The 20,315-nt window shown below is 67.4% G+C and carries 6 protein-coding genes; all 6 read left to right on the top strand.

What is annotated here, in order from left to right; all coding sequences use genetic code 11:
• The first annotated feature begins 94 nt into the window (after positions 1-94).
• The 6 genes from HQ354_RS14475 (at position 95) to HQ354_RS14450 (ending at position 20,314) form a co-directional block, all read left to right on the top strand.
• Entirely contained in the window at positions 95-1,390 is a 1,296-nt protein-coding gene (locus tag HQ354_RS14475) for a lysine N(6)-hydroxylase/L-ornithine N(5)-oxygenase family protein (protein ID WP_167675595.1), read from the top strand.
• Complete coding sequence (locus HQ354_RS14470) at positions 1,390-3,099, top strand: ABC transporter ATP-binding protein (protein ID WP_222634996.1); 1,710 nt, start codon at positions 1,390-1,392, stop codon at positions 3,097-3,099. Before HQ354_RS14475 ends, HQ354_RS14470 begins: the two co-directional genes overlap by 1 nt.
• Positions 3,096-4,862: an ABC transporter ATP-binding protein gene (locus tag HQ354_RS14465; protein ID WP_222634995.1), complete on the top strand. Its 1,767-nt coding sequence runs from the start codon at positions 3,096-3,098 to the stop codon at positions 4,860-4,862. The genes HQ354_RS14470 and HQ354_RS14465 overlap by 4 nt, the downstream gene beginning before the upstream one ends.
• A 61-nt stretch (positions 4,863-4,923) precedes the next feature.
• Entirely contained in the window at positions 4,924-5,586 is a 663-nt protein-coding gene (locus tag HQ354_RS14460) for an isochorismatase family protein (RefSeq protein ID WP_222634994.1), read from the top strand.
• Positions 5,583-7,199, top strand: coding sequence for a (2,3-dihydroxybenzoyl)adenylate synthase (locus tag HQ354_RS14455; RefSeq protein WP_222634993.1), 1,617 nt, complete (start codon positions 5,583-5,585; stop codon positions 7,197-7,199). The genes HQ354_RS14460 and HQ354_RS14455 overlap by 4 nt, the downstream gene beginning before the upstream one ends.
• Positions 7,196-20,314: a non-ribosomal peptide synthetase gene (locus tag HQ354_RS14450; protein WP_261768775.1), complete on the top strand. Its 13,119-nt coding sequence runs from the start codon at positions 7,196-7,198 to the stop codon at positions 20,312-20,314. The genes HQ354_RS14455 and HQ354_RS14450 overlap by 4 nt, the downstream gene beginning before the upstream one ends.
• Position 20,315 lies beyond the last annotated feature (1 nt).

Raw genomic sequence — 20,315 nt, 5'->3', positions numbered from 1 at the left:
GTGTTGTTCCACGTCGGTTCGAAATAGCCTAAACTGGCCGCCGTCCGATAGGTTAGGCTACGTTAAATTCTTCGACGGAGGACGACTTGTGCTGATGGAGAGCGATCATTCCGAGGTAGTGGACATCCTGGGAGTCGGATTCGGACCCTCTAATCTGGGCCTGGCGATCGCGCTGAAGGAGCACAACTCGGAAGTTCCCGACGAACGCCGACTCAGCGCCAAATTCGTCGAACGCCAACCGGAGTTCCGCTGGCACGCCGGCATGCTGCTGCCCGGCACGACCATGCAGATCTCGTTCCTCAAGGATCTGGCCACGCAGCGCAATGCTCGCAGCGAGTTCACGTTCCTCGAATATCTTTCGCACCGTGGACGATTGACGCACTTCATCAACCTGCAGACCTTCTTTCCGTCGCGTGTCGAGTTCCACGACTATCTGACGTGGGCCGCCGACAAGGTTGCCGCCGACGTCGACTACGCGACGTCGGCGACGGCGATCGCCTGGAACGGCGAACACTTCGAAGCGACGGTCACCGGCGCCGACGGCACGTCGCGAATTCTGCGGGCCCGCAACGTCGTACTCGCGGGCGGGCTCACGCCGAAGTTGCCGGACGGCGTCGAGGCGTCGCGACGTGTGTTCCACAACCACCGTCTGCTGGACCACCTGTCCGCCTTGCCCGAACGTCGACACGGTCGATTCGTCGTCGTCGGCGCGGGTCAGAGTGCAGCCGAAGTCGTGGCTCATCTGCACGACCGTTTCCCCGACACTCACGTGCACGGCGTGATCACCAAGTACGGATACAGCCCGGCCGACGACAGCCCCTACGCGAATCGGGTGTTCGACCCGGAAGCAGTCGACGACTTCTACTCGGCGACACCGCAATTGCGTGCGCAGTTGATGGCCTACCATCGCAGTACCAACTACTCGGCCGTCGACCTGCCGTTGATCGAGGACCTCTACGAACGCGAGTACACCGAGCGTGTGACGGGGACGCGGCGACTGTTCGTGCACGGCGCATCCGAGGTGTCGACGCCGGTCGTCACCGAGGACGGCGTCGACGTGACCGTTCGGCATCGACCGACAGGCCGGGACGAGCATCTGCGGTGCGACGCAGTGGTGTTCGCGACGGGATTCCGCCCGCTCGACCTACGCACGGTGCTCGGCCCGCTCGCGGACGAGTGCAGATTCGCCGACGACGGTACGCCCGAGCTCGAGCGTGACTATCGAGTACGCACTGCCGACCACGTCACCGGAGGTATCTACCTGCAGGGTGGGACCGAACATTCGCATGGTCTGACGTCGTCGTTGCTGTCGAACATCGCCGTGCGGTCCGGAGAGCTGGTCGACTCGCTCAGCTCTCGTGCCCTGCTCGATTCGGTGCTCACCCACTGATGAAACTGCCCGTTTTCTTCGCCGCGCCTGCGACGCCGATCGCGACGACCGACATCGTCGTCACCGAATCGACGACTCCGCGCGCATTGACCTGGCGCACGATGTTCGCCGCCAAGAAGTACACCGTGCCCGCCGGAATTATGCTGATCGTGCACCAGCTGTGTGCCGCGCTCGTGCCGGTGATCATGGGTGTCGCCATCGATCGAGCCATCGCTCCGGGTGACCTCGGACAGCTCGTGCTGTGGGTTGTCGTCCTCGGTATCGTGTACGCGGCTGTGTCGGTGACGTTCCGATTCGGTTCGCGCATCGGCTTTCTCGGCATGAATGCGATTCAGCACCACGTGCGCACCACTATCACCGATCGCATTCTCGACGCCCGCGGCATGAGCGGGGAGACGCGTCAGCCGGGCATGCTGCTGAACATCGCCACGTCCGACGCGCGTCAGCTGGCGAGCGCCGTTGCCATCGTCGTGTACCCGGTCGGCGAGTTCGCTGCCGTCCTCGCGTCCGCCGCGATTCTTCTGTACATCTCGTGGCCGCTGGGTCTCGCGATCCTCGTCGCGACGCCGCTGATGCTGTGGGCGATGGATCGCGCGGGGTCACCGCTTCGCGTGCGCAGCATGCAGGAGCAGCAGGCCGCGGGCGAGGCGGCAGGCACGGCGACCGACCTCGTCGGAGGATTCCGCATCGTCAAGGGGCTCGGCGCCGAACACCGAGCAGGCAACCGGTACCGGGGCGCGAGCGAGCGCGCGCTGGACGGAACGCTGAAGGCCAGCGTCGCACGGGCAGGCTATCTCGGGTCGATGGAAGCCGTCGCAGGCCTGTTCATCGCCGGTGTTGCCGTCGCCGCAGGGCTGATGGCTCTCGGCGGTGCGATGACCGTCGGCCAGCTCATCACCGTCGTCGCTGTCACACAATTCGTCATGGGTCCGCTGCAGGCGTTCGCGTCGAACGCGGGCACCATCTGGGCGCAGGCGGTGGCGTCGGCCGAACGGGTGCTGACCGTCCTGCAGGCGCCTCCCGCGCGTCGCGGCGCCGAAAGACGCGACACAGCAACGGGATTCGACATCCGTCTCGACGGCGTGGTCCTGGACGCCGGGCACACCGTGGATCGGCGAATCGCCGAAGGCGAGTTCGTCGCCGTCGTGGCCGACGCGCGTACCACCGCAGAACTTGCCGACATGCTCGCCGGGCTGACGGTTCCAGCCGACGGCGCAGTCACCGTGGGCGGAATCGACGTCGTAGATCTGCCCGACGCCGACCGCCGTCGAACCCTGCTCGTCGCACCGCACGAGAGCGATCTCTTCGAGGGCACCGTGGCCGAGAACATCGCCTCCGGAGTCGACGGCGACCACGGTTCCGACGCCGTCGCACGTGCCGTCTTCGCAGCGGCGTGCGACGACATCGTCGACGTGCTGCCCGACGGCCTGGACACCCCGGTCGGCGAAGCGGGACGGATGCTGTCCGGGGGACAGCGGCAACGCGTGTCGCTGGCGCGCGCGCTCGCCGCGGACCCCCAGGTACTCGTGCTCCTGGAGCCGACGTCGGCCGTCGACTCCGTCACCGAGGCCGCGGTGGCCGAACGGATCGGTCTCGCACGGACGGGACGTACCACGATCGTGTTCACGTCGTCACCTGCAGTGCTGGCCGCAGCAACGACGGTCGTCGACCTCGGCAGCCGTCGGGAAGCAGTGGAGGTGTCGCGATGACGACCGGTACGAAACGGACGACGCTGCCCATCGCCGACACGGCAGCCGTGGTGGCCGAAGTGCGTCTCGCGCTGGCCGGTCAGGGATCGCGGGCCGCGGTCCTCGTGGTCACGATGACGGTCGGAGCCGCGCTCGGTCTCGTGGCGCCGTGGGCGCTGGGCTCGATGGTCGACACGGTCGTGAACGGGGATGCCGACGGCCGTATCTGGTTGCTGGGATCGGTGATGGTGGCCGCGGTGCTCGGGTTCGCCGCCTTCGGCGCGCTCGGTGTCGTCTTGTCGGCGCGGCTGTTCGAGACGGTGCTGGCCCGGCTACGCGAGAAGATGTTCACCTCCAGCCTGGCTCTGCGGCTCGAGCACGTCGAGGAGGCAGGCAGCGGAGATCTCGTGTCGAGGGCGACCGATGACGTCGACGAGGTGTCGAACGCCATCACGAACGTCGTCCCCGCGCTGTCCACGTCGCTGTTCACGGTGCTGCTCACTGCGGTGGGACTGACGGCGTTGGACTGGCGATTCCTGATCGCACTGCTGGTGGTCGTGCCGATCTACGCGTTGGCCGTGCGGTGGTATCTGCGCAACGCTCCGGAGATCTACGCAGCCGAGCGCGCAGCGATGGGCGTGCGCGCGCAGCATGTTCTGGGGGCCGTGCAGGGTCTGCGCACGGTGCACGCGTACGACCTGGCGCCCACGCTCGCGCGCCGCGTCGGCCTGCACTCCTGGGAAGTGGTGCGGTGGACGATGCGGGCGCGCATCGTGCAGAACCGCTTCTACGGCCGTCTGAACACCGCCCAGTTCATCGGTATGGCGTCGCTGCTGATCATTGGATTCCACCTCGTCGGAACCGACGCGTTGACGGTCGGCGCGACGACGACGGCCATGCTGTACTTCCTGCGTCTGTTCGAGCCGATCGAGGACGTGCTGCTCGTCATCGACGAATTGCAGTCCGCCCTGGCGTCTCTCGCACGGATCGTCGGGGTGATCCGGGTCGACGACCCGACTCGCGATCGGAAAGCGGCTCTCCCGGAGAGCGGCGTCCTCGCGGCGCGCGGCGTCTCGTTCGGCTACCGGCCCGGCCGAACGGTAGTGCGCGACATCGACATCCGCGTCGAATCAGGCGAGACGATCGCGGTGGTCGGCGCGTCCGGGTCCGGAAAGTCGACGCTGGCGGCGTTGCTCGCGGGTGTGCGGACGCCTGCGACGGGAACGGTGACCTTCGGTTCGGCCGATATCGCGGATGCCCCCGACACCGAACGTGCCACGCGGATCACCCTGATCACCCAGGACGTTCACGTGTTCGCCGGGCCGTTGCGCGACGACCTGGCCTTGGCAAATCCCGATGCCGACGACGCACGGATGACCGCGGCACTGGAGACGGTGTTCGCACGCGAGTGGGTCGACCTGCTGCCCGACGGACTCGACACGGTCGTCGGTGCAGGCGGACATCAGCTCACGCCACTGCAGTCGCAGCAGTTGGCCCTCGCACGACTCGTCCTCGCCGACCCGCCGGTCGCAATTCTCGACGAGGCCACCGCCGATGCAGGTAGCGCAGGGGCGGGAGTTCTCGAACGGGGAGCCGACGCGGCGTTGTCCGGTCGCAGTGCGGTGATCGTGGCTCATCGCCTGGACCAGGCGAGGCAGGCCGATCGAATTCTGTTGATGCACAACGGGACCGTCGTCGAGGAGGGAACTCACGACGATCTGATGCAGCGACGCGGACGCTACAGCGAGCTGTGGGACGCGTGGAGCAGGCACCGAACCGTGTAGCCGCCACACCGCACCATCGACCGATCGAAGACCGATTTTCGTACGAACGAGAGGGACGACCATGGCAATTCCGAAGATCACGAGCTACTCGATTCCCGGCCGTGACGAAGTTCCGGCCAACGTCGTCGACTGGGAGCTCGACCCCGACCGGGCGGCGCTGCTCATCCACGACATGCAGAACTACTTCATCGACGCGTACTCCGACGCGCCCGAGCTGATCACACCCGTCGTCGAGAGGATCTCGGCACTGCGAGAACAGGCGTCCGATCTCGGCATCCCGGTGGTGTACACGATGCAACCCGGCGACCAACATCCCTCTCGCCGCGGCATTCTCGCGGACTTCTGGGGGCCGGGCCTTGGGTCGGGACGCGACACCGACGTCATCGACGCGCTCGCTCCGCGTCGCGGCGACATCGAGGTCACCAAGTGGCGGTACTCGGCGTTCCAGCGCACCGACCTTCGCGAGCTCCTCGGCCATCACGGCCGTGACCAGCTGATCGTCACGGGCGTCTACGCGCACATGGGCTGCATGCTCAGTGCCGCAGAGGCGTTCATGTCCGATGTCTGCCCCTTCCTCGTACTCGACGCGACCGCGGACTTCTCGCGCGACGAGCACGTCATGGCGGCGACCTACGCCGCCAAGCGGTGCGGTGCGGTCGTCACCGCCACGGACGTTGCCGACGCGCTCGGACGCCAGCCCGTGGCAGCGGGCGTCGCACGATGAGCTCGTCGGTGGACACGCTCACGCCGCTGGTGCTCGACGGTGTCGTGCCCTATCCCAAGGAGTTCGCAGCCGACTACCGGGACAAGGGCTACTGGACCGGGCAGACGCACTCGGATCTGTTGGCGGACAGCGTGTCCGCGTATCCGACGCGCATCGCGGTGATCGACGATCATCGCGCGCTGACCTACGCCGAGTTGGCCGATCGCGTCCAAGCGGTGGCAGGCGAATTCGGCGCGCGAGGTATCGGCCGCGGTGACCGCGTCGTGGTGCACATGCCGAACACCAGCGAATTCGTCGAGGTCGTCTTCGCGCTGTTCGAGCTCGGTGCGTTACCCGTCTTCGCGCTCGCAGCACACCGACGAGCCGAGATCGAACAGTTCTGCCGCGCCACCGATGCCCGGGCGTACGTCACCGTCGACCGCTTCGGGTCGACCTCGTACACCGAGATCGCGGACGAAATCCGCTCTGCCGTAGCGAATCTGGTCACCGTGGTCGTGCCGGTCGGAAAGCCGTCGTGGGCCACCGCGGACGCGGTGCCGAGGCGCACACGTGCGTTGCCGTCGGACATCGCGTTTCTGCAGTTGTCCGGCGGAACGACGGGCACACCCAAGCTGATCCCGCGCACGCACGACGACTACCTCTACTCGGTGCGCGAGAGTGCGCGCATCTGCGAGATCGACGAGACGTCCGTCATGCTTGCGGCACTGCCCATCTCGCACAACTTCACGATGAGCTCCCCGGGATTGCTCGGTGTCGTCGCCGTCGGCGGCAGCATCGTGATGGCGCCCGATCCGTCGCCCGACACGTGCCTGCGCCTGGTCGAGCAGCATGCGGTCACGCACGCAGCGTTGGTGCCCCCGGTCCTGATGGCGTGGCTCAACTCGTCGGTGCGCCGGGAACGCGATCTGACGTCGCTGATCTCGGTGTGGGTGGGCGGCGCGAAGCTGACCGAGGAAGTCGCTCGCCGGGTTCGCCCCGAACTGGGCTGCTCGTTGACCCAGGTCTTCGGGATGGCCGAGGGACTCGTCAACTACACCCGCGTCGGCGACGACGACGCCACCGTGTTCGGCACGCAGGGAAGGCCCATCTCGCCGGACGACGAGGTGCGCGTCGTCGACGATGCGGGGCAGCCGGTGGAGACAGGAATGCCGGGGCATCTGCAGACACGCGGACCGTACACGATTCGCGGGTACTTCCGTGCCCCCGAACACAATCGGACTGCGTTCACCGTGGACGGCTACTACACCACCGGTGACATCGTCGTCCAGGACGACAGGGGCTACCTCCAGGTCGTCGGCCGCAGCAAGGATCAGATCAACCGCGGTGGTGAGAAGGTCGCGCCTGCGGTCGTCGAGAACCATCTGCTCGCGCACGAGAAGATTCACGACGTCTCGGTCGTCGGCGTTCCCGATCCCGTTCTCGGAGAGAAGATCTGCGCGTTCGTCATCCGCCGTGACCCCGACTCCGACGAGCCGACGGCGGGACAGTTGCGGGCATTTCTTCGTACCGAGCGCAAGGTGGCTGCGTACACCGTTCCGGACAAGTTCGAGTTCGTCTCCGAATTCCCCACGACCTCGGTGGGCAAGATCGACAAGAAGAGCCAATCACGATGACACTCGTCGAAGAGCACCGCACCGACACCTCAGCGGCACTGATGCCTCTGACCGGCGCCCAGCTGGGTATCTGGAATGCGCAACGGCTGGAACCGGATTCGCCCTACTACCTCGTCGGCGAGGTGCTCGAGATCGACGCGTCCGGTGGCGGCGTGCCGATCGACGTGTCGGTTCTGATCGACGCCATCAGCGCCACGGTTGCCGAGGCGGACACGATGCGACTCCGCTTCGTGGCATCCGACGACGGGCCGCGGCAGTGGATCGAACCGGCGGACGCCGTCGACGTTCCGGTCGTCGACCTGACCGCCCAGGCGGATCCCCACGCTGCAGCCCACGAACACGTCACGCGCATTCGGCGGGATGCGGCCGAGGCAGCCCGCGAGATGGTCGATCGAGAACTCTTCGTCTACACCGTTCTTCGGCTCTCCGAGACCGAGGTCTGGTGCGTTCAGCTCTACCACCACCTGATCGTCGACGGTTACTCCGCTGCGATGATCTCGCGCCGTCTCGCCGCACGGTACACGTCGGCGGTGACAGGAAAGACGTTGCGCCCGAACCCGTTCGGCTCGTTCACCGACGTCGTCACCGAGGACGTCCGGTACCGGAAATCCGACGACGCCTCCTCCGATCGGGACTACTGGACGCGGCGGCTCAGTCCGCTTCCCGAGCTGCGCGGACGGTCGACCGGCGACGTCGGGTCGGCTCCGCGGACGCACTCCGCGCGCGCCGTCGTCGAGGCGGACGGGATGGCGTTGCTGAGGTCGATTGCCGAGGACATCGGCTGCACGTGGGCCGACGTGTTCATCGGAGCGTACGCAGGCTTCGTCGCCCGCCTGCAGCAGACCACCGATGTCGTCCTTGCCCTGCCGATCATGGTGCGCACCACGCGCGCGACACTGACCACCCCGTCGATGGCCGTGAACGTGCTGCCGCTGCGTGTGTCGGTGTCCTTGACCGACAACGTCCGGGCACTCGCGACGTCGGTGGCCGCGGCTCTCGGCGAGCTGCGAGCCCATCAGCGCTATCGCGGTGAAGACATCGTGCGCGACCTTTCTGCCCCTGGCGCGGGTGCGCTGCTGCACGGTGTCGGAATCAACCTGAAAGCGTTCGATTTCGAGCTCGACTTCGCCGGGGCGGTCGGAACATTGCGCAACGTCGCGGGTGGTCCGCCCGAGGAACTCGGTCTGACGGCCACGCCCCTCGACGGTGGACGGATGCTGCTCGGCTTCGAGGTCGACGCGAGGGCTGTGTCCGCCGAGGCCGCGGCGGCTCGTGTGCGCGGTCTGGCCGAGCTCGTCGGTGCGCTGTGCGCTCCCGAACGACCGACATTGGCCGACGTCGACCTGCGCGGCAGCGGTATTCCCGCCGGGTGGACGCCGCCTGCATTGGTGCGCGACGCGCCGCCCGTGCGAACGGTGTTCGCGGACATGGTCGTCCGTCATGCGGACGAGGTCGTGCTGGTCGATCACGAGACACGCTGGACCGCAGCCGAACTCGGAGAACGCGTCGGCACGATCGCAGGGGTGCTTCGGCGCCGCGGTGTCGGTGCGGACGACATCGTCGCGTTGGCGCTGCCACGCAGCGCTGACATCGTCGCGAGCATCTTCGCCGTGTGGGAGGTCGGCGCGGCATACGTCGTGCTCGACCCGGCGTACCCGACCGAACGGCTCGACGCGCTCGCTGCCCAGGCGAAGCCGGTGCTTTTGCTGTGTGCCGACATATCGCCGGTGGCAGTCGACTGCGCCGTCCTGCCCCTGAACGACCTGACCGGGGAGGTAGTCCGACTGGGGGAGTCGGCCTCGTCCCGACCCGACGACATGGCCTACGTGCTGTTCACGTCGGGCTCGACGGGTACCCCCAAAGGCGTCGTCGTGCGTGCGGGCGGCCTGGCGCACCTCGTCGCGCGTCAGCGTGCCAGTGTCTACGCCGATGCCGCGTCACGCGTGGGCGGGCGCAGGCTGCACGTCGCGCACACCACGTCGTTCGCCTTCGACGCCTCGCTCGATCCGCTGCTGTGGATTCTCGACGGCCACCGAGTATTCCTGTACGACAGCGAAATTCAGCGCGATGCCGACCTGCAGATCCAGAAGTTCGCGGAGGACGCGATCGACGTCGTCGACACGACCCCGTCCATGGCGTCGTTCCTCGTGGACGCGGGACTGACCGACTCCGGCGTGAACACCGTCGTCGTCGGCGGTGAGGCGTTACCTCCCGCGCTCGCCGCAGTGCTGGGGGCGAGTGCGGCCCGCGTCTACAACATGTACGGACCGACCGAAGCGACGGTCGACGCCATCTCGGACGACGTCGACTCGGGCGTGGTACGCATCGGTCGTCCTCTCGACGGAACCGCGGCCTACCTGCTCGACGGTGCGCTTCGTCCCGTGCTCGACGGCGAGGTCGGCGAACTGTATCTGGCCGGCCCGCAGCTCGCGCGCGGATACCTCGATCGACCGGGTGCCACCGCCGACCGGTTCGTCGCGAATCCGAACGTTCCCGGGCGGCGCATGTACCGCACCGGCGATCTCGCGCGCTGGGACGACGCGACCGGGTTCGAGTATCTCGGTCGCGCCGACGACCAGGTCAAGATTCGGGGCCATCGCGTCGAACTGCGGGAAGTGGAAAATATTCTCGCACAGGTCGATTCGGTGCGTTCCGCGGTTGCCGTCGTTCTCGGGTCCGGGGCAGGCGCCAGGCTCGTCGGGTATGTCACCGCCCACGAAACCACGAGCGGAGACGACATCCGACGCGCACTGCACACGCGGGTTCCCGATCATCTCGTTCCGTCGGCCGTCGTCGTACTGGACGAACTGCCCGTCACCGTCAACGGCAAGGTGGACCGTGCCCGGTTGCCTGCGCCGTCGGCGTCCGGTTCGGTCTCGATCGACCGAACACCGAGCACGCCAGCAGAATTCGCGCTGTGTGCTGTCGTCGGCGAGGTCCTGGGGCACGACGACGTCTCCGTCGACTCCGACTTGTTCACTCTCGGCGGGGACAGTATCGGCGCGATCGCCATCAGTGCGCGATTGCGCGGGCACGGAGTGGTGCTGACACCGAAGGAGATTCTGTCCGGGCGCGACCTCGCTGCGTTGGCCGCCGGGTCTCGGACCCTCGAGCGGCGTGCCGACGACGTCGACGACGACATCGCCGCCGGCTCCACCCCGACGACTCCCGTCATGCGCAACGCGCTGTCCGTCGACACGCTGGATGCGGTGGCGTCGTACGCGCAGTGGACTGCCGTCGAGGTCGACGAGAACGTGGACGTCGAACAGCTGCAGGCCGCACTGCGTATCGTGCTCGACCGCCATGCGGCCCTGCGGATGACGGTGCGCGACGCGGATTCCGTGCACATCCTCGAGTCCGCCGATCCGGCCGAGGTCGCCGAACTCGGGCCGTTGACGAGCGCGGACGCAGGAATTCGAACCGCATGCCTCGCGCACGAGCTTGCGCAGGACTTGAACCCGGTTGCCGGCCCGATGGTGCGGCTCGGCGTGATTCGGGTCGTGGACGGTCCGGACCGGGTGCTGACCGTCGTGCATCATTTCGCTGTCGACGCGTTGTCCTGGAGCGTGCTGGTCGCAGACCTGGTGGCGACGGCGTCCGGCCGTGAACTCGCGAGGACCGACGAACAGTCCTGGCGGCATCGTGCGGGTGAACTCGCCGATCGCGCCTCGTCGCACCGCTATCTCGACGAGCTGGGTCACTGGTCCGCAGTCCTGACGTCGAACCGTGCGGTGTTGACCGAGACCGGGCCACGGCCTGGCGTCGACACCCATGCGACCGCGTCGGTCACCAGGACGACGTCGTCGGGTGCCGTCGCAGCTGCCGTCCTCGACCTGTGCGCCAAGTACAGCGCTCGACCCGACGAAGTTCTTCTCGTCGCACTCGCTCTTGCGGTGCGCACCTCGTTCGGTGACCGGGGCGACTTCCCGGTCCTCATGGAAGGCCACGGTCGGGACAACGAAAACGGCGACCGTCGCGGCCGCGGCTCGACCGTCGGGTGGTTCACGACCGAATATCCCGTGACGGTGCCGGGTTCGTGCGTCTCGGCGGACGATCGGTTCGCCGAAGCACGTTCGGGCGGAGCCGTTCTCGCCGAGATGCTGCATGCCGTCAAGACCGATCGCCGACGCGGCCGCGACAGCGGGGTGGGGTACGGCGTCCTGCGGTTCCTGGACGACGCGGGACGCGACCTCGCGTCGGTGCCCGCACCGCAGATCGTGCTGAACTACCTGGGCGCGTCGACCGGTCTGTCGGGTGCCGGCTGGCGTTCCGCGCCGGGCGAAGCCTTCGGAGTCGTCGAACCGCACGGTCGGACACTGTCGGAAGTGTTGTCCGTCAACGTCTTCGCGCAGGACTCGAACCTGGTGATCGAATGGACCGCGGCGAGCGAGCTTCTGGACGCCGACGCGGTGGCCTCGCTGCAGTCGTCGTTCGCCGACGCGCTGGAGAGCCTCGCCGTGCACGCCGCCGTGTTCGACGGTGGACTGAGCGCGGTGGACTGCGGCACGGTGTCGGTCACTCAGCGCCAGATCGACGAACTCGAGTCCATCACCGGCCCACTGGACACTCTGCTGCCGCTGTCGCCGCTGCAGGCGGGTCTGCTGGCTCACGCCGCGCGCCACGCCGAACGTGACGTGTACACCCTGACGGCCGTCGTCGACCTCGACGGCGACCTGGACCCGCGACGACTGCACGACGCATTCGACGCGGTCGTGTCCCGTCACCCGAACCTGGCGTCCGGCTTCCATTTCGAGGGAGTGGACGAGCCGGTTCAATCGATTCCACGCGACAAGAGTGTTCGCTGGGACGTGACCGACGTGCGCACGCTGTCTCGACGTGCCGCCGACTCCGTCGCCGCTCTCGTGCAGAACCGCGCCGCAAGGGCGGTGTTCGACGTCCGACGCGGTCCGCTTCTCGCTGCACACGTGGTGCTGTTGCCGCAGAATCGCACCCGCCTCGTTCTGAATGCCCACCATCTGGTGACCGACGGATGGTCCACACCCATCGTGCTGCGCGAGCTGGTGCAGCACTACAACCACGGCGGGGCGGGACGTGCACCGGCCGCCGACTATGCCGACTTCCTTCGCTGGTTGAGCCGGCTGGATCACACCGCACTGCGGGAACTGTGGCGGACCCGGCTCGCCGGAGTCACGGAGCCGACGATCGTCGCCCGCGGGACCGGCGATTCCGGAACGGCCGGGTCGTCGATCGCCGTCGAACTTCCGTCGTCGACGGGTGAGGCGCTGGCTGGTCTCGCCCGAGAGAACGGCCTCACCGTCAACACCCTGGTGCAGGGCGCGTGGAGCGCGGTGCTGTGCGCTCTCGTCGGCCGGGACGACGTGGTGTTCGGCACCACCGTCTCCGGCCGACCGTCGGACCTCGACCGCGTCGAAGAGATGGTCGGTCTGTTCAGCAACACCGTGCCGGTCCGGATGCAGCTCGATGCGCGCCCGTTGCGCGAGGTGCTGCAGCGAAGCCAGTCCGAACAGTACGACCTCGGTGACGCACAGCAACTCCCGTTGTCGGAGATCGAAGCCTGCGCCGACTCCCGTGGCCGTGGTCCGTTGTTCGACACGCTCGTCGTGTTCGAGAACTATCCCGGCGCGTTCGGTGCCGACGACGATACGTCCGCGGACACGCGCATCCTGGGTATCGGAAACGTCAGCGTCACGCAGTATCCGCTGTCGCTGCTCGCGCCCCCGGGAGACCGATTCACGCTCGTCGTCGATCACGATCCCGACGAGGTCGGTGCAGACGTCGTTCGGGCTGTCGTGCAGTCTCTTTCGGAGATTCTCGCCGAGATGATCGTCGACGTCGAACGGCCGGCCTCGGACTTCGTGCCGTCGTCGATCCCGACGCTTCCACCGCGCCGAACCGCCCGAGCCGGGTCCGTCGTACCGTCGTCGGCGGCCGATCCGATGACTGCCGAGACCGTCGCGACGCAGCTGTCCACTGTGCTCGAGGTACCGATCGATGTCGACGACGACTTCTTCGACCGCGGGGGACACTCGCTCGCCGCGATGCGTGCGGTCGCCGCCCTGCGTCGCGTGGGGATTGCAGTCACCGTCGCCGAGATCTTCGACGCCCGCACGCCGAGATCGATTGCAGCACTGTCGCGTACGCTGGCTGCCCCGCCGGCGCCCGAATCGATCACCGCCGACCCGGTCGTGTCCTCGGCGCAGAAGCGTCTGTGGATACTCGAACGGCTGGGCCAGGGTTCGCACGCACACGACGTCCCCGTCGTGCTCGAACTGACCGGCCCTGTCGACGTCGGCGCGTTGGGTGATGCCTGGCGTGATCTTCTGGTGCACTTCGACATTCTGCGGACGTGCTACCCAGCGGACGCCGGCGGCGACCCACGACCTCACGTCCGGGGCGAGTCGGAGATTCCGGAACTGACGATCGTCGACGCCACGGGTGACATGCAGGAGGCCGTCCAGGCGTACCTCACCGCTCCCGATGCCGTATTCGACATCGAACGGCGAGTACCGGCCCGCGCGTGCGTGATTCGCGGTAGTGGTGACCGGCTCGTGCTCGTGATCGTCGTGCATCACATCGCGATCGACGGATCGTCGGTGAGAGTGGTCCTGGAATCGCTGGGGCGGGCGTACGAGCAGCGGCTCGCCGGGCAGGTGCCCAGGCTCGACACCGGTGCACCATCGTTCTGGGAGTTCGCGGCCCAGGCCGGCACCCCGTCGGACTCGGTGCAGTACTGGTCGAGCGCGCTCGCCGATCTTCCTGCCGAACTCGACCTTCCGACCGACCGGCCTCGACCGCGAGACGCGTCGCATCGTTCGGTGGGCGTGCGCACGGCAGTGAGCGAGAAGACCGCCCGGGAAATGCGCGCTGCCGCCGTCCGTCACGGGGTCAGCTCGCTGATGATCCTCGAGGCCGCAGTCGCACTGGCGTGGAACAGGTTCGGCGCAGGTGTCGACATACCGCTGGGCACGACGGTGTCGGACCGAGAACTCCTCGGCGACGGCCGTTTCCGTGACACCGTGGGCTACCTCGTCAACACGGTCGTTCATCGAATCGACCTGTCGGGCAACCCCACACCGGCCCAGGTGCTCGAACGCGTGCGCGCAACATCTCTGGCTGCACTCGAACATCAGCACGTTCCGTTCGATCGTGTCGTCGACGCGGTCGCGCCGGAGCGACTGTTGGGCAGACACCCGCTGTTCCAGACCATGGTCGGGCACGAGGTTCGCGGTGACTCGATGCGGTGGGGAGAGGCGACGGCGACCGAACTGGAACCCGTCGACCCACCTGCCCGTATGGACGTCGCAGTGTGGTTGCGGGAGAGCCGGGACGGTACGGAGGTGGCCGTCGGCGGTGCGGCCGATCTGTTCGACGTCGGTACCACCCGGAACCTCGCCGCCGAGATCATCCGTTCGCTGGACGACGTACTGGAACGCCCCGACGAGCCGCTGTCGCGATCCGGTCGAGACGACCTGCTGTATTCGCCTGTGCGCGAATCCGTTCCGCAGTCGCTGATCCGCCGTTTCCACGATCGTGCCGTGCACGACCCGAACGGCGTCGCCGTGGTCGCCGGTGACCGCGTCCTCACATACGGCGAACTCGCGTCTCGCGTGGAGGCGACAGCGCGTGTTCTGACCGAGAACGGTGTGCGGCCCGGATCGGTCGTCGGCGTCGCGATCGGTCGTGACGAGGACCTTCCGACGGCCCTGTTGGCCGTCCTGCGGTGCGGTGCGGCGTACCTGCCGCTGGATGTCGACTACCCGCGGCAGCGCCTGCAGTACATGATGGACGACGCGAGGCCGACGTGCGTTCTCGTGCAGCGTGCCACCGTCGACGCGGTGTCGTGGATCGACCTGCCCGCGGTCCTCGTCGACGACGTCGATGTCGAGCGCCGGTCCGACGTCGTCCTGCCCCCGGTGCCGGTGGCCGACGACGCACTTGCCTACGTCATCCACACCTCCGGTACCACGGGCAACCCCAAGGGCGTCATGGTGACGACGGCGAACCTTGCCGCGTTCGCCGACGCCGCGGTTCGGCTGGGGTGGGTCCGGTCGTCCGATACCCTCGTCGCCGTGACGACGGTGTCGTTCGACATCGCGGTGCTGGAACTGTTGTGTCCGTTGATCGTCGGCGCGTCCGTCGTCGTCGTTCCGCGCACGACCGTCGTCGATCCACCGAAGCTCGCGGCGGTGATCGCCGAGTCGAATGCGACTGTCGTGCAGGCGACACCGTCGCTGTGGCGCCTGCTGCTCGGTAGCCTGCGGGACTGTTCCGTGCGTGTGCTCGTCGGTGGTGAAGCTGTCCCGGCCGAACTCGCCGACCAGCTGACGGCCGTCGGCGACACGGTCTGGAACGTGTACGGCCCGACGGAAGCCACCGTGTGGGCCACGGCCGCCGAACTCCGGAGGGGAACGCCCGTCACGATCGGGTCCCCGTGGATCGACGTCGATGCGCGGGTTCTGGACGAGTGGTTGCGCGAGGTGCCGAACGGTGCGGCAGGAGAGCTGTACCTCGGGGGCGCGCAGGTGGCACGCGGCTATCTGAATCGGCCGTCGCACAGCGCGACACGGTTCGTCGCGCACCCGTCGAAGGCCGGTGAACGGCTGTACCGCACGGGTGACCTCGTACGGAAGCGCGACGGCCGGCTCGAGTACCTGCGACGCACCGACGACCAGGTCAAGGTCCGCGGTTTCCGAGTCGAGCTCGGCGACGTCGAGTCGGCTCTGCGGGCCCTCGACGGCATCGCCGACGCCGCCGCCAAGGTAGCGGAGATCGCCGACGGTACGGTCCGGCTGTTCGGATACGTCGTGCCCGTCGACGGAATCGAACCGAACGGCGACGTGGTCCGTGAACGACTCGCCGCCACGGTGCCGAATCAGCTTCTTCCGCAATCGATCACCGTCCTGTCGTCCCTGCCTCGCACCCTGAACGGCAAACTCGATCGAGGTGCGCTGCCGGTACCTCGTCGTCGGGAGGAGACTGAAGAGACTGTGGCGCAGGGAGATCGGGCCGGGTCGACCATTCTCGGGGACCTCCTCGCCGCGGCAACGGAGGTGCTGGGTACCGAGGTCGCTCCCGACGTCGGTTTCTTTGCAGCGGGCGGCGACAGCATCGCCGCGGTGCGATTCGTCGCGGCTGCCGGGAGGCGCGGCGTCACAGTCCAGGTGGCCTCGGTGTTCGAGTCGCACTCGTTCGTCGACCTCGCGGATACGGCCATCCGCAGCAGTGGCGTAGCCGAAGACGCGTCGACCGAGTTGGTCGAGGTCGGCGACGCCGAACGTGAGACGCTCGACGCCGACTATGCGGGGTGGCAGCGGGTTCTTCCCTTGACGCCTTTGCAGCGCGGAATGTACTTCCAGTCCGTCACCAGCGGGCAGAGCGCCGACAGCTACCACGTGCAGCACCGATTCACGTTCGCCGAAACGATCGACCGTCGGGCGCTGAACATCGCCGTGGCTGCGGTTCTGCGGCGCTATCCGAACCTGACCGCGGTGTTCACGCACGCGGTGTTCGCGGAGCCGGTGTCGATTCTTCGCCCGGCAGCCGTCGTCGTGGACGAGCAGTTCGTGGAGTCGTCGGCCGACTTCGATGCCGTTGCCGCAGACGAGTTCGCCCGCCCGTTCCGGCTGGATCGGGGGCCGTTGCTGCGCGCGGTCGTTGCAGTTGCGTCCAAGACCGAACAATTGATCGTCACCGGACATCATCTGCTGACCGATGCGTGGTCGCAGGGTGTGTTGTTCGGCGAGTTGTTCGTGCTGTACGGCGTCGCCAGGACACTGGCGGGTCCCGAGACGACCGACGACGACGTCGTCGACGCGGCGCTGCGGGTTCTCGAACCGCCGGCCGACTTCACCGACCATCTGCGACGGTTGTCCGCGCTGGACGACGACGCGGCGCGGGCAGCGTGGGCGCGTCGCCTCGCCGATCTGGACGAACCCACGATCGTCGCTCGCCGCAACGGCCGAGGAGCCATGTCCGTGCCGAACCGGCACACTCGGCGGGTCGACGACACGGTGCGCGACGCCGTGACCGCCCTGGCCGCCGACCTGGGCATCACCGTTTCCGCCATCGTCTCGGCTGCATGGGGATTGACGTTGCGCAGAGTCACCGGCCGAGACGACGTCGTGTTCGGCACCACCGTGTCCGGTCGTGATCCGCGTGTGCCGCGCGCGGACCGCATGGTGGGGTTGACGCTGAACACGGTCCCGGTGCGAGTCACGATGTCGCCGCGAACGACGCTGCGTGAACTCGTGCGCGACGTCTTCGCCGGCCAGGCGTCGGTGATCGACCACCATCACCTGGGGCTCGGTGAGATCTCGCGCGCCGCGGGCTTCGACACGCTCTTCGACACCTTGATGGTGTTCCGCAACGTCGGTGGTGACGCCGATCGAGCCGGAGTGTTCGAGCGTGTCGGCATCACCCACGCGGAGGCGTTCGACGCGACACACTATGCGGTCACACTCGACGTGGATCCGCGAAGTCGTAGCGGCGGAATGGAACTTACGCTGGAGAACCGGCCCGAACTCGTCGACGACGCGACGGCCGGTGCGCTGTCGTCCGTCGTCGTCGACATGCTCGGTGCGCTGGTCGGCGTGACGGGCGCAGTCACCGTTGCCGACACCGGCCGCGACAGAGACGATCCGGAGTCGACGCCGCTCACACCCGCCCGCATTTCGATGCCTGGCCCGGGCGATCACGAAGGAAGCATCGACGTGTTGCTGTCGGAGCGTGCCGCCTCGTCACCCGACGGTCCGGCACTGACGTGCGGCACCGAGACGCTGACGGCACGGCAGTTCGACGACCGGGTCACCGCGCTCGCGTCGGTGCTCGCCGCGTCGGGAGTCGGCGCGGGCGACGTCGTGGCCTTGCTGCTGCCTCGTACCGCCGATCACGTCGTCGCGATCTTCGCCGTGATGCGTGCCGGCGCAGCGTATCTCCCACTCGATCGTGCGCATCCGGCTTCGAGACACGTCGAACTGGTTCTGGACAGTCGCGCTGCCGCGATCGTCACCGTCGACGCCTCCTCGGACGACGTCGCAGCGGTCACCGCGGCGCTCCCTGCGAGTGTGGACGTGCTCGACCTGTCGGACCCGGCGGTGCGCTCTGTTCTGTCGGGTTCCGCTCCGCCGCCGACGGTCTCCCCGGACCGCATCGCCGGACCAGTTCATCCGGACCAGCTCGCGTACGTGATCTACACGTCGGGTTCGACCGGAAAGCCCAAGGGCGTCCAGGTCGGGCACCGCGGACTGACGGCGATGTACCACAATCACCGCGACGAGATCTTCCGTCCCACAGAGCAATCCGTCGGTGGACGGACTCTGCGCATCGCCCACACGGTGTCGTTCTCGTTCGACATGTCGTGGGAGGAACTGTTCTGGATGGTGGCAGGCCATCACGTGCACGTCGTCGACGAGGCGGCGCGGGCCGATCCGATCGGTCTGGTCGGGCACTACCGCGACGTCGGCATCGACGTCGTCAACGTGACACCCTCCTACGCACGAGAACTGATCGCCGCGGGGCTTCTCGACGGCGAGCGGGCGCCTGTACTGGTGATGCTCGGCGGCGAAGCAGTACCGCAGGAATTGTGGACGCGGCTGCGCGAGCAGGACGGCGTCGACGGGTACGACCTGTACGGACCGACCGAATTCACCATCAACGCCATGGGATCCGCGGTTGCCGACAGCGAGACACCGTGCCTGGGTCGTCCAGTGCGCAATGCCAGTGCGAGAGTGCTCGATTCGGGGCTTCGGCCCGTCGAGGTAGGTGCCTCGGGCGAGCTCTACATGTCCGGCGACGGAGTTGCCCACGGCTATCTCGGTCGTGTCGGACAGACGTCGAGCGTGTTCGTCGCCGATCCGTTCACGGTGGGGCAGCGTATGTACCGGACCGGTGACCTGGTCCGCTACCTGCCCGGGGGTCGCCTCGAGTATCTCGGCCGCGTCGACAGACAGGTGAAGATCCGAGGAATGCGCATCGAGCTCGGTGAGGTCGAGTCCGCGCTCGAGTCACTGCCCGGCGTCGAGCGGGCTGCCGCCACGGTCCGCGACGACAGTGGCATTCCTCGGCTGATCGGCTACGTCGTCGCGTCCGGTGAGTCTGCGGATCTACGGGCGTTGCTTCGTGATTCGGTTCCGGCGCATCTGGTGCCGTCTCGGATCGTCGTCGTCCACCACATCCCGTTGACGATCAACGGCAAGCTCGATCGCGCCGCTCTTCCCGAGCCGCCGCGTCGCGACGTCGCCGATACGTTGCGGACCGACACCCAGCGCCGCGTCGCACATATTTTCTCGGATGTGCTGGGCTGGAACGACATCGGCGGGGACGACGGTTTCGCCGACTGTGGGGGTGACTCGCTCGCCGCCATGCGCGTGGTGTCTCGGGTGCAGCGCGAATTCGGCGTTCGTGTCGAGATCGCGGATTTGATTGCACGACAATCGGTCTCGTCGATTGCGGAACTCGTCGACGCCGGAGGTAGCTCGTCGGGCGACCACATCCTCCTGCGGTTCCCGACCGCGGCGACGGGTGACCCGCTGTTCTGCATCCATCCTGCAGGTGGTGTCGCGTGGCACTTCGCGCCTCTGGCTGCACGGATCGATCGGCCGGTCGTCGGGCTGCAGCTGCCCCTGGAGCGCCCGCACACGTTCGACGAGTTGGTCGAGCTGTACGTGCAGACGGTGCGGCAGGAACAGCCGGACGGTCCGTACGACCTGCTCGGCTATTCGTTCGGAGGAGTGCTGGCCCATGCGATGGCGGCCAGGCTGGATGCTCTCGGTGAATCCGTCGGCTTCGTCGGGTTGATCGACAGCGAACCTGCGGACGGACACACGTCCACCGACACCATGCGGACAGCGAAAACCGTAGCGCCCGAGCTAGCACCCCATATCGATGCGAACTTCGCCTACACTGCCTCCCTGCTGAGAAATGCGACATCGCCGACATATCGGGGGACGCTGACGCTGTTCGAGGCCCAGCGCTCGAAGCCACCGCTCGGTTTCGCCGATCGGTGGACGCGCGTGCACGACGGCGAACTCGTCGTCCACGCCGTCGATGCCGACCACGACGGGATGGTGGGTGCCGGGGGCTGGAGTTCGATCGTGCCGCTGCTGGCACACGAGAAGGATTCCGATGGGCGCTAGA

The sequence above is a fragment of the Rhodococcus sp. BP-261 genome, from assembly GCF_019835205.1.
In the GTDB taxonomy this organism is placed as follows: Bacteria; Actinomycetota; Actinomycetes; order Mycobacteriales; family Mycobacteriaceae; genus Rhodococcoides; species Rhodococcoides kyotonensis_B.
This window is presented reverse-complemented; position numbering and strand designations above follow the sequence as displayed.